Genomic DNA, 11,772 nt, shown 5'->3' with positions numbered 1-11,772 from the left:
GGGCGGGGGCCAGGGGGCTGGTGGCGGGGGGTCCCCGACCACCGTCGCGCCCCCAGAGCCTCACCGACCCGCACAGCAAGGACCGGCTCCAACCGGGCCGACACGCGGACCCGACCACGGCTCAGGCGCCGGCTTCCGGCTCGTGGAACTCCGTTCCGTCGCCAGGCGAGGTCTCGCGTGCGGCCTGTTCGTCGGCGGACCACAGGGCGCGTGCGAAGAAGTACAGGGCGACCATCCCGGCGTAGATGAACCCGCCCCAGCCCAGGATCAGCACGAAGATGTTCGCGTCGCTGAGGGGAGAGCTGTAGGCCACGCCCTGTCCGGTGGTGAACAGCCACGGGAACCAGGCTGAGCGGACGAAGCCCGGGTCGGCGTGCCGGCCGCCTCCCTGGCGCCGCGCGTTCGGCTTCTGCACGGGGCGATGCCTCCCCGGCTCGCTGGTCCCGGCATTCGAGCGGCGCGGCACGAAGGGGAAGAGCAGCCTCTCTTGATGAACAAGAGAGGTGTCGGGATGAACGCGCAGTACCCCAACCTGCCCTGACCTGCTGAAAGTCCCGTGCGATGCACGAGCGGTTGGCTGCCATTGGGCAACCTGGTTCGCAATCTGGGAAGGCAACCCGGGAACGCAACTCGAAAGGCAACCTGGAAGGCAACCTGCTGTCGGCACGCCGCTTCGCCACCTCAACCGGCCTACTGGTGGGCCTGGGTAGCGTCGGTTACATCAGACCGTGCTCGCGGGCGTAGGACTCCAGGAGCTCCCGGTCCTCGGGGCCCTGCGCCAGGATGTCGGCGATGCCGGCTCCGGCCACGCCTCCTAGCCAGCCCTGGATGGAGAGCCATGCTGGGTCGCTCGGGTCCGATCAGTGAAGTCAGTCGCTTCGGTCGCTGCTTCCCCGCGGCGCGGCGATGCTGCGGATATCCGCGTGCCGCGGCCTCGACGATCCGGGCGACGCGAACCGAAAGTCCCTCCCCTGGCAGACGGCTCCCCGCTGGTTGCCGCTGAACTGCTGCCCGCAGTCGTGAACATCCGGCGCGGGCGGTCTCGTTCCACCCGGCCGCTCTCACAGGTGCGCAGCGGCGCGTCATCAGTAGTAGCCCGTGCAGCGGGGCTCTGTGCCCTGCCGCACTGGGTGGAATCGTGCAGGTGCTCGGTTCGTATCTGTGAGCGTTCCGCGGGGATGGAACGCTGTGAGCTGCGGTTTTCCAGCGTGGGTCACTGTTCGGGGCATAGCAGGCTGCGACCTGACCTGGTGCGGGAGCACGGCCGTTCCCCGGGGTGGAATGGCTCGGGCGGAGTGGTGGAGTGTGCCGTATTCCACCCGTGCGCACGGCACTGGCCGGTTTCTCGCGGTGCTGTTCCACCGTGTGTGTGCGGGGCTGGAACAGCGTCGCCTGCCGACCTTGACCTCCGCAGGATCGTGCCCTCGAACCACAGGCTGGCGGGAAGCGCCGGCCTCTTCTCTGGGGCTGGTCATTCCGTCGGCGTTGCCCGGTCTCCCGGGTCTGGCTGTGGGAGGGGGGTTGGCGGGTGTCCTGCGGGGTGTGGGTCACTGTGTTTCGGGGTGGGTCACTCTTTGGGCAAGCGTCTGACCTGCGTATTTGGGTGGTTGGGGTATTCGGTGGGGCATTGGTGCTGAGGAGAGTCCACGACACGTACTTGAAAGGGGTCGTGTCGTGGGAGCTACGAAGCGGGTGTTTGCGGGACTGGACGCGGAGTGGGCGCTGGTGTGCGCCGACCCGGCCAACGGCACCCTCGTGCGCGGCTGGATCGAGGAAGCCGGCGTCGTCCCGGACGGGACGCTGTCGCAGGATCTGCGCGAGCTCGTCGCCGGTCTCGCTGCCCGGCGTGACGCCGCCTTCAGTGACCGGTGGCTGAGCGCCCTCCTGGAGCGCGCTGCGGGCGATGGCGAGCAGGCGCAGCTGGCTGCGCGTGTGGTCGTGCAGGCGATGGTGCCGGGCATGGTGCGTCTGACGCAGTCGCTGCTGACGTCGCGGCGCGATTTCGATGATGTGGCTCAGGTGGTGGTCGGCTGCCTGTATGTGGTCGCGCGGACGTTCCCGCTGCGCCGCCGGGCGAAGGTCGCCGCGAATCTGGTGCTGGAGACGCTGCATCACGCCACCCGGGAGCTCGGCGCGGACGAGGTGCGTGAGGTCCGCCTCGATGACCTGCCGGACGTGCCCGCTGTCGGGGGTGACGTCGTCGACCGGGTCGTGCAGGCCCTGCTGGTCGAGCGGGGCCAGGTCCAGCGTGTCGCCGACGTGGCGGATGTGGAGGGCGCTGAGGGCGAGTTGGTGGCGCTGCTGGCGTGGGGTGTTGATCACGGGTCTCTGCCCGTCCAGCAGGCCCGCTCGGTGGTGGAGGTGGTGCGTGAGGAAGAGGGGCGCGCCGGTGCCGCTTCGCCGGCCGAGCGGAAGCGCCGGTCGCGGGCGGTGAGCTGGCTGCGTCCGGTGGCGGCCGAGTGGGTGCGTGCGGCGTGAGCGTGCTGGGCGGGGAAATTGGTGCGCCCTGGCCGGTCACGTTGTTCGGGGTGCGGCTCCTTGGGGGTGTGTACGGCGGCGAAGGGTCCGCCGGATGTCCCGACTTGTGGGAGGAGACCGTGGCGATGACGCACACGGTGCACGAGACCCCGGTGCCGGCCGAGCTGGCGGATCTGGATCTGCTCGCTGCGGCGCGGCGCGGGGTGAAGCAGCTGGTCGGTCTGCTGGAAACGCTTCCGTTCACGGAGTACACAGCGCGCGTCGCGCGCGAGTACCTGGATGAGGCGGTCCTGGTGCGGGAGGTGTTCGAGCGCTGGGCGCAGCTGGATCAGGCCGAGCAGCAGCGGCGGCTGCGCCTGTGGCGGCAGGCGGCGTCATGATGCGCCGCAGCCGGAAGGAGCGTGCGCGGTGGTCCGATGCCGATGCTGTGGTGGACCAGGAACTGGAAGACCAGGAGCTGGAGGAGCAGGGGGGTTGGTGGGCGTCGCCGTCGACCGGGTCGGTGGCGGTGGTGACCGGTGTGGTGCGGCGCCTGGCGTGGGGGTTGCTGATTGCTGGTCCGGTGCTGGGTGGCTGGGCGATCGTGTCGCAGCCGGGTGCGGCTCGTCCCGCGCCGGTGGTGCAGTCCTCCAGCAGTGATCTGGCGGGGCCCGGCGGGTTCGCGGAGATGTACGTCGCGGCGTTTCTGCGCGCCGGTGAGGGTTCGCAGAGCGAGCTCGCCGTCTTCTACTCCGGTGCCAGGGACCTGGAGTTGAGCGGCAAGCCCGATGCGGTGCAGGTCGGCCAGATCGCCGCGGTGCGTGTGAGGGAGATCGCGCCGGGCCGGTACTGGTCGGTGACGGTGGCCGCGCGCGTCCTGGAACCAGCAGCGAGCTCCGCGGGCTCAGGTGCGGGTGGTGGGCAGCCGGTGCTCCGTATGCGGTTCTTCCAGGTGCCCGTCGAGGCGGACCGGGAGGGTGGTCCGCTGGCCGCGCTCGCGCTGCCCGCCGAGGTCGCCGCCCCCACGGGCAGCACACCGCAGGCGGAGCTCGCGTACGGCACGCCGCTGCCGGCGCAGGCCTCCGACCCGGCCGTGGACACCCTGTCGCAGTTTTTCGCCGCCTACCTGTCGGACAGCGGGGAGCTGGGCCGCTACCTCTCGCCCGGCACCCTCCTCTCCCCCGTGCGTCCCGCCCCGTACCGGTCGGCGGCCGTCACTCAGGTCGCCGTCGAGACCGCTTTCCGGGACGGCGAAGGCGACGGACGGATCGGTGCCCCGGCGGGCCGGGAGCGGCTGCGCCTGGTGGTCGATGTCAAGGCCACCCGCCCGGACGGCGTCGGAAGGCCGCTGTCGTACGCGCTCACGCTGGCCGGCCGCGATGGCCGGTGGGAGGTCGCCGCTGTGGACGCGACTCCCAAAGTCACCCTCCCCAACGCCCCGGCGATGTCGCCGTCCGGCAACGCCCCTGTTCAGTAAGGAGAACCCCTCTCATGTACTCCACCTCACTCGCGGCCGGCATCATCAACGACCTCACCGGTCTGGGCAAGGACCTCAAGACCCTGTTGACCGTGGTCGTCCTCGGCATCATCTACGTGGCCAGTGTCGGTGCGACCTGGGCGGCGACCCGCTCCATGCTCAAGGCCGGGGTCGCCGCCGCGGGCGGCGCCGTCGTCATGGGGATCATCGCCTCCCAGGCGACGATCACCGACAAGACCGCCGAGGAGTTCGAGAAGGACCACACGGTCGGCCAGGGCGTTGTCCGCGTCATCGACACGTCCCCGCCAACTGTCCTCGTCGCGTCGCCGACGGCGGGCAGTGAACGGCCGGGGCGGGTATGAGTACCGCGGACGAGGAGGACCTCGTCGGGCGCTGCTACACCAAGGCGCGCCGCCACCCGAGCATGATCGGCCAGTGGGAGGGCCGTCGGCTGTGGGGCGGTCCGTACAGCGTGCCGCAGTTCATCACCATGGGCGCCGTCTTCGCGGCGATGATTCTCGTCCTGGTCGCCGTGCCCGGTCTGTGGACCCGGTTCGGGGTGTTCAACCTCGTTGCCCTGGTCCTGTTGCCCTACCTGTCGTCGCTGCTGGTGCGCCGTCTGCAGGTGGATGGCCGGCATCCGTTCGCGGCGCTGGCGAGTACGGCGGGTCTGGTGGCGGGCGGGCAGTGTCCCCGGCTCGGTGGCCGGCGACTGCGGCGGATCACCACGCAGCCCTTGCAGGGCACCGTCACCCTCACCCCCGTCGAGCAGGCGCCGAACCGGCGTCCGGGTGCCCGGTCGCCCGCCGCGCCGTCGGCGAGGCCCGCCCCCGTTCGACACCTTCCGCGGCGCGCGGCCGCAGGTACGGCCTCCACCGCGCTCGCCCAGCTCGCGACCCACCGTTCAGCCACTGCAAGGGAGCACCGATGAACACCCCCGAGCTCACCCCGGGACCCGGCAAGCCCGTGCGCGTCGTGCGCGACGAGTGCTGGGAGCTGATGGCCCCGCTCCCCCTGCGCATCATCACCACGACCGCGGCCGTCAGCCGTCCCCTGCCGCTGCGCCTTCGTCTTGCCCTCCTGCAGCCGTGCCGTGTTCACGGCCCGGCGTCCGTACGTCGCGAACGGGGGGAGCAGTCGTGAGGATGCCGATCCGGCACGTGGCCGGGAACGTCGTGTGGAGTGTGCACGGCACGGTGTGGGCGCTGTACCGGGTGCAGGGCGTGGACCAGGTCCACTCCAGCAAGAGTGCGAAGCTGCGCCGTCTGAAGGCGCTTGAGGCGCTGGTGAAGAAGCTGGTGGGTGAGTCGATGTGGCTCTCCCTGTGCCCGCAGGTCGACCCGCGCGCGGTGGTGCGCGCGATGACCGAGGACATCGACATGGCGGCCAGCACCGAGTACACGCAGGTCGCTCACCGGGTACTGGACACCTTGGAGGGCCTGGAGCTGACCGGACGCACCGACTGGCTCGCCGTGCCGCTGCCCGCAGCCGGCCGCCGTCAGCGCATCGCAGACATGGCCGGGGCGGCGAAGGCGGACATGGCCCTGCATCTGGGCCTGTTGCCCGCGCCGATCAGCCGGAAGGAAGAAAGACGGCGTCTGGCGCAGGCGGCGCGGATGGCTGCGACGTGGCCGGGCACGGTGGCGGTGCGGCCGGCGAGCGAGGCGGAAATCCTGTGGATCTACGGGCATTCGGCGCGACGCGGTGTGGTGGAACCGCTGCTGCCCGCCCCTGACACCGGGCGCGGCATCGTCAACCGCGGGCGCACGGTGGCCGCGCTCGGGCAGGCCGTACTCACCGAGGGCGCGGTCGACGGCATGCTCGCGGACGAGGAGGAGCGGCGCGGTGCAGGGGTGTTCAGGCGCAGGTGGGTGGAGGTCGCGACCGAGCACGGCGCCTCCTACCAGGCGTTCTTGACGCTGTCGGAGATGCCGGAGGCGTTCCGGTTCCCCGGCTCGGAGTATCTGGCCGCGCTGGATACGTTCGACTTCCCGGTGGACTGGGTGGTTCGTCTGAACGTGACGCCGGGTGCCGTCGCGGAGGCCAGGACCCGGCGCAAGGCGCGTGATGTGGCCGGGCAGCCCGATGAGTGGGCACACGATCCGGCCGGGGCGCCGGCCTCGGTCGGCAGGGCCGCCGACAGCCTGGCGGAGAACCGGGAGAGGCTGACCGCGTCCAAGGGCGAGGTCGACGTGCGGGCCATGGTCGCCTTCTGCGTCTGGGGGGCGAGCCCGCAGGAGGCGGAGCAGCGGGCCGGGGTGCTCACTGCGGCGTTCGGCGGCGACGACTACACCCTGGACAGGCCGCTCGGCGACCAGGAGCGCCTGTTCCACGGGATGCTGCCCGGTGCGCGGACCCCGCAGGTGATGGCGTCCTACGCGCAGTACCTGCTCGCCCGGGATTTCTGCATGGCCGGCCCGTGGGCGGCGACCGAGCTCGGGGACGAGCGGGGCCCGTTGTACGGGTGGCAGCTGACCGGCGGCGGTGCCCGTCCGGTGCTGATGGACTTCACCCGGGGCCCGAAGAAGAGGACTTCCGCGTCGGCGGCGTACCTCGGCGAGCTCGGCGGCGGCAAGTCCTATGCCATGAAGTGCGCCGCGTACTGGACGCTCGCCGCAGGCCGTAAGGCGGGGGTGACGGGCAGCCGAGGCCGTGCGGTGATCGTGGACCGCACTCCGAAGCAGGAGTGGCTGCGCTTCGCCCGGGCCTGCCCCGGGCGCACCGAGCTGATCACCACCGACAGCAGCGCCGCCGTCTCGCTGGATCCGCTGCGGGTGTTCACCCAGCAGCGCGGCCGGGTGCCGGTCGATCTGTCCGAGGCGCAGCGGCGCTGCGAGAGCTTTCTGCACATGCTGCTGGGTATCCGGCCGATGGACGAAGTCGGCGGTGTTCTGTCCGAGGCCGTCTCTCACGTCCTGGCTGGTAAGGCCCCGAGCATGCGCGCGTTGATGGCGCACCTGACCGAGCGGGGTGTGCGCGAGGACGACGCGGCCTGCCGCTCGCTGGCCCGGAAGCTGAACATGCATGCCCGCCGGGACATCGCCAGGGCTGTTTTCGACGAGAGCCTGCCGGTCGTCGACACCGACGCCGACTCCGTGGTGTTCTCCGTCGCGCAGCTGGTGCTGCCGAAGAAGTGGGAGCTGGAGCCGGGGCATTTCGAGCGGCTCAGCCCGGAGAAGGTGTTCGGCCGTGCGGCCTTGTATCTGATTGCGGCGATCTGCCGGCACATTGCCTTCGACCCGCGTCACGAGGCGGAGTTCTGCCAGGTGGTGTGGGACGAGTGCTGGTGGCTCACTTCCTCGCCCGAGGGCCTGGACCTGCTTCTGGAGCTGGTGCGCGATGGCCGTAAGCACAACGCGGGCGTGCTGGTCGGCAGCCACGACCCCGACGACATCGGCCCCGATACCGAGGCCGGCCGCATCGTGCGGGGCCTGTTTCCCCGCCGGTATCTGTTCCGCCAGACCAACAAGGAGCTGGCCCGCCGCGGCCTGGACTTCCTCGGCCTCGACCCGAACGATCCCGAGCTGCTGGAGATGGTCACCACGCGGCTCTCCCCGCTGGACGAGTCCGAGGCGGTGCAGGCGCAGCGGGCTGGTGAGTGCCTGGTGCGCGACCTGTTCGGGCGGATCGGGGCGATGCGTGTGCAGATGCCGCTCGATGCGTCGCTGGCCGACGTCATCCACTCCGACCCCGGGCAGGCCGCTCCCGGCGGGGCGGGCCGGGGCAGTGACGAACCGGTGGCGAGCGGGGCGGGGGCATGAGCGTGCGGCGGGGACAGTTCAGAGGGTTCACGGGGGTGCGGCGTCATCTGGCGGGCGGGCTGCTGCTCGTGGTCACGGCGCTGTCCGTGATGATGCTGCTCGCACCCCGGGTCGGCGCCGCCCCCGCCGGTCCCACGCCCGCCCCGTCCCCGTCGGCGTTCCCGAAGTACGAGCCGGGCCTGCTGCCGTCCAGGTCCGTATCCGGCCTGCTGCCCCGCGAAACCGCCCCTGGCCTGCTGCCGCCCGGCACCACCCCCACGGACAAGGTCGGCGGCAGGGCGGAGGCTGGTGACAGCAAGAAGGACACCGGCAAGGGCGGGGCGGACAAGCCGAAGGAGCTGTCCGCGAAGGAGAAGAAGGCGGCCGAGCAGGAGAAGCTGCGCCGCGAGATGCGCAAGAGGGTCGAGGAGTACAAGGCCAGGCACGGCGACGGCGGCGTCCTCAACGCGTTCGAGGTCACCGACAAGAAGGGCCTGCCGGTCTCCTCGTACCGGATCGTCTCCGACAACGGGGGCATCACCGATATCCCGGGTCAGTTCCAGGGCCTCGCCACGCAGGGGCTGTTCGAGATGACGAAGTGGGCCATCGCGTTCGGCTGCTGGCTGATCTCCTGGGCTCTGTCCTGGTCGCTGGCCTCCCTGTTCGTCAAACCCGCCATGCACCTGTCCGACGCCCTCTACTCCCAGACCATCGTCCAGCTCGGCGTGCCCGGACTGCTGATGGCCTACTCCGGCGTGGTCGCGTTCTGGAACATCACCTTCGGCAACCGCTCCCGCGGCTGGGGCGAGATCGCCGCCTCCACCGTGATCGGCGCACTCGCCGTCTCCGCGTTCGCCGCTCCCCCGCAAATGCTGCTCGGCCAGCAGGACGGCGCCGTCGGCAAGGCCCGCGACCTCGGCATCGCCGTCTACGCCATCACCACCGGCCACGAGGACTCCCTGACAAAGGCCGGGCAGATCACCGAGGACAAGGCGCGGGAGCTGACCCGCACCGTCACCGACGGGATCGTCGAGGCATTCGTCGCGCGCCCCAGCTTCCTGCTCTCCTACAACCAGCAGCTGAGCAAGAAGTGCGTCGGCCTGTACTCCGATTCCCGGGTCCAGACAGCGTTCTTCAACGACATGGTCGACAGCGTCAAGAAGAGGATGAACACCTCGGCGACGGCCCTCGACTCAGGAATTGTCGGCGACATCAAGGCCGCCATCGCCGACAAGGCGTTCGACTACGTCGCCAACGACATGCTCGGCCTGAACCCGCAGGAAGACTTCGAAAAGGCCTGCGTCACGGACGCGGGCGCGGCGAAGAAGGCCGGCTGGGACAAGGTCGGCGGAGCTCTGTTCATCTTCATCGCCGCGCTCCTGATGACGGCGCTGCTGCTGGTGACCGCGTTCTTCTACCTGTCCACACAGATGCGGCTGGTCATCGAGGCGGTGCTGGCCCGGGTCGCACTCGTCGCGGGCATCATGCCCGGCCCCGGCAGGGCATGGCTGTGGGAGCGGGCCGCGAACATCGTGCGGCTGCTGGGGCTCCTGGTCGGCCTGGTCGTCGGCCTGGCCATCGCGGTCACGCTGGTGACCGCGATGCTGAACGCGGACTTCGGCGACAACGCCGGAGCCCTGCCGGCCCGGTTCGTCGCGGTTGACGCCATGGTCATCGCGTGCTTCATGTTCCGCAAACGCCTCACCCTGAAATCCAAGGCCTGGGCGGCCTCGGCCCGTACCCGCCTGGGCAACAGTCCGCTCGGCGGCCGCGCCCCCGCCGTGATGAACCAGGACGCCGGCCGTAAGCGCTCGCTAGTCAGGACGCTGGCCACCACCGCGCTGATGGTCGGCGCGATCGCCGCGACCGGTGGCGCGGCCGCCGCCGGCGGCGCAGCTGCGGGTACCGGCTCGCTGATGTCGCTGGGCGGCCGGGGATCCACCGCGCTGGCCGGACGGCTCGGCACGCGGATGGCAGTGCGCGGCACCGCCGCCCTGGCCAACGGCGCCACCAAGGCCGTCGCCGGGACCGCGAAGGCCGCTTACGGGGCAGGCAAGTTCGGCCTCAAGTACAGCGTCGGCGCACCCGTCTACCTGCCGCAGGCAGCCCGCGCCGCCAGTACGGCGGTCAGGGCCGCGCCCGGTAACCTGGCGCGCTCCGCCGCCCAGCTGCGCTCCCGGATCACGCAGCCGGTGACCCGTCAACTGCCCGCAGTGCGGGACTTCTCCCAGACGTACTGGAACAACATCGGCGGCCGCTGGGCCGGCAACCGGATCCGCATGCACCGCGGCCTGCCGCCGCGCCCCCACCCGCGCACCCCGCCCCGCCCCGTCAACCGGCCGGCCGTCCCGCCCCCAGCCATGCGCCGACCCGCAGCTGGACCGGCCCCAGTGCCGACCCGGCCCCGGCCTCGGCGGCGGGCCGCCCGGCCCGCACAGCAGCCGGCCGCGTCCTCACAGCAGCAGGCCCTGCGCCAGCGGCTGTACCGGATGAGTACGGACGCGGCCCGCGCACACCGCCCCGCGCCCAGCCCCGAGCCCCAGCCGTCGCCGGCACCGGCAGCTCCCCGGCCGCGCACCGCACGGCCCGCACCGCACCGGAGGACACGGTGACGAAGAAGGGATGGGTCGCACTCGGCGCGGCCGCCACCGTCATACCGCTGCTGGTCGGCCTCGCTGCCGTCGTGGCCCTCACCGGTGCGATCGCCGCCGACCAGGACGACCAGAACCGGCAGGCCGCCTACGCCACCGGGACGCAGGCGGCCCTGGCCTCGGTAAAAGGGATCGGGCAGGTGATGCTGTCCGCGTACACGGACGCGGCCTCCCGCATCACCGAGCTGCGCCCGAAGTGCACGGGCATGCGCTGGTCCGTGCTGGCCGGGATCGGCAAGGTCGAGTCCAACCACGCCGCAGGCCACCACGTCGCCGCCAACGGGGCGATCACCCCGCGCATCATCGGCGCCCGGCTCAACGGCACGGGCGCCGGCGGGAACACCACGTCGTTCACCGACACCGACCATGGGAAATGGGACGGCGACACCGCCTACGACCGCGCCGTCGGCCCGATGCAGTTCCTGCCCTCCACCTGGGACGGACCCACAGGCCAGGACGGCAACGGCGACGGCATCGCAGACCCGCACAACGCATTCGACGCGGCGCTCGGCGCCGCCGTCTACCTGTGCGGCACCGGCCGCACCAACCTGAACGACAACGCCCAACTCCGCAAAGCCGTCCTGCGCTACAACCACGCCGGCTGGTACGCCGACGACGTCCTGCGCCACATCCACCAGTACGACCAGGCTGGCGGCACCCCTGGCGGTTCCGGCAGCAACGGCCCCGTGCCCGTCACTGTTTCCCTGCCCGGCCCCCCGGCTGGGTATCGGAGTGGTGCGACTGCCTGTTCGTATCCCGACCCGTCCGGCGGCCACTGTCTGACCGGCGCGGCCTCCCACGGATACAGGGAGATCCTGAAGAAGTGGCCGCGCTGGCACGGCGGGACCGGCTGCCAGACCCCACGCTCCGAAGGCGGCGAGCACCCCCTGGGCCGTGCCTGCGACTACACCCCCGGCACGCTCGGCCAACGCGCCTCCGGGACGGCGCTCGCCCAGGGCTGGTCCCTGGCCGCATGGCTCCGCAAGAACGCCGGCACCCTGCACGTGCAGTACGTCATCTGGCAGGGGCGCATCTGGAGCATCAACCACCCCCAGGACCAAAACGGCTGGGGACGACCCTACAGCCACGGGCTGAACAACCCACACACGGTCACCGGCGGGCACTACGACCACGTCCACGTCACCTACGAACATTGAGTACGTGACGCTGTCGGGGATCTTGGGCGAGCGCCCTTCTGGGAGATCATCAAGCGGAACTGAAAGTTCTGGGGCGACGCAGGGCCAGAGTTGACCCTGCGGTCAGTCATCGGCAACGTTTGCTACTGCGGCCAGTCGCAACTGATCATCTTTCAGTGCGTGTCTCTGATCCCCTGGTCTGAGTAACCTTGGCTTCTACGCTGGTGCGGCTCACCTGTAACGGTGCAGCGCCGCCCTGCACATCATCGAGCAGCCGTGCCGCTACCCGGCCCGCTACCTTGCCCAGGACT

10 protein-coding genes are annotated in these 11,772 nt (G+C 70.9%); 9 read left to right on the top strand and 1 reads right to left on the bottom strand.

Going from position 1 to position 11,772, the window contains the following annotated elements; genetic code table 11:
• Positions 1-121 precede the first annotated feature (121 nt).
• The gene (locus tag EES42_RS42285; protein ID WP_124723513.1) at positions 122-415 is read right to left on the bottom strand and encodes a hypothetical protein; all 294 of its coding nucleotides are present in this window, start codon (positions 413-415) and stop codon (positions 122-124) included.
• Between the two features lie 1,277 nt (positions 416-1,692).
• Between EES42_RS42285 and EES42_RS42280 the strand changes: the two genes are divergently transcribed.
• The 9 genes from EES42_RS42280 (at position 1,693) to EES42_RS42240 (ending at position 11,482) form a co-directional block, all read left to right on the top strand.
• Complete coding sequence (locus tag EES42_RS42280) at positions 1,693-2,478, top strand: hypothetical protein (protein WP_124723512.1); 786 nt, start codon at positions 1,693-1,695, stop codon at positions 2,476-2,478.
• A 125-nt stretch (positions 2,479-2,603) separates the two neighbouring features.
• Complete coding sequence (locus EES42_RS42275) at positions 2,604-2,858, top strand: hypothetical protein (RefSeq protein WP_241196946.1); 255 nt, start codon at positions 2,604-2,606, stop codon at positions 2,856-2,858.
• Positions 2,855-3,934, top strand: a complete 1,080-nt coding sequence (locus EES42_RS42270) for a conjugal transfer protein (protein WP_241196945.1) — start codon at positions 2,855-2,857, stop codon at positions 3,932-3,934. The genes EES42_RS42275 and EES42_RS42270 overlap by 4 nt, the downstream gene beginning before the upstream one ends.
• Positions 3,935-3,948: 14 nt before the next feature.
• Positions 3,949-4,296 (top strand): hypothetical protein, encoded by a 348-nt coding sequence (locus EES42_RS42265; protein ID WP_206433905.1) that lies wholly within the window; start codon positions 3,949-3,951, stop codon positions 4,294-4,296.
• Positions 4,293-4,865 (top strand): hypothetical protein, encoded by a 573-nt coding sequence (locus EES42_RS42260; RefSeq protein WP_241196944.1) that lies wholly within the window; start codon positions 4,293-4,295, stop codon positions 4,863-4,865. Before EES42_RS42265 ends, EES42_RS42260 begins: the two co-directional genes overlap by 4 nt.
• Positions 4,862-5,077: a hypothetical protein gene (locus tag EES42_RS42255; RefSeq protein WP_124723509.1), complete on the top strand. Its 216-nt coding sequence runs from the start codon at positions 4,862-4,864 to the stop codon at positions 5,075-5,077. Before EES42_RS42260 ends, EES42_RS42255 begins: the two co-directional genes overlap by 4 nt.
• Positions 5,074-7,695: an ATP-binding protein gene (locus tag EES42_RS42250; RefSeq protein ID WP_124723508.1), complete on the top strand. Its 2,622-nt coding sequence runs from the start codon at positions 5,074-5,076 to the stop codon at positions 7,693-7,695. Before EES42_RS42255 ends, EES42_RS42250 begins: the two co-directional genes overlap by 4 nt.
• Before the next feature lie 35 nt (positions 7,696-7,730).
• Positions 7,731-10,286, top strand: coding sequence for a hypothetical protein (locus tag EES42_RS42245; RefSeq protein WP_124723507.1), 2,556 nt, complete (start codon positions 7,731-7,733; stop codon positions 10,284-10,286).
• Positions 10,283-11,482: a lytic transglycosylase domain-containing protein gene (locus EES42_RS42240; protein ID WP_124723506.1), complete on the top strand. Its 1,200-nt coding sequence runs from the start codon at positions 10,283-10,285 to the stop codon at positions 11,480-11,482. Before EES42_RS42245 ends, EES42_RS42240 begins: the two co-directional genes overlap by 4 nt.
• Positions 11,483-11,772 lie beyond the last annotated feature (290 nt).

This window comes from Streptomyces sp. ADI95-17 (genome assembly GCF_003846175.1).
GTDB classification, from domain to species: domain Bacteria; phylum Actinomycetota; class Actinomycetes; order Streptomycetales; family Streptomycetaceae; genus Streptomyces; species Streptomyces sanglieri.
Note: the sequence above shows the minus strand (reverse complement) of the source record. Positions and strands in the feature narration are given on the sequence as shown.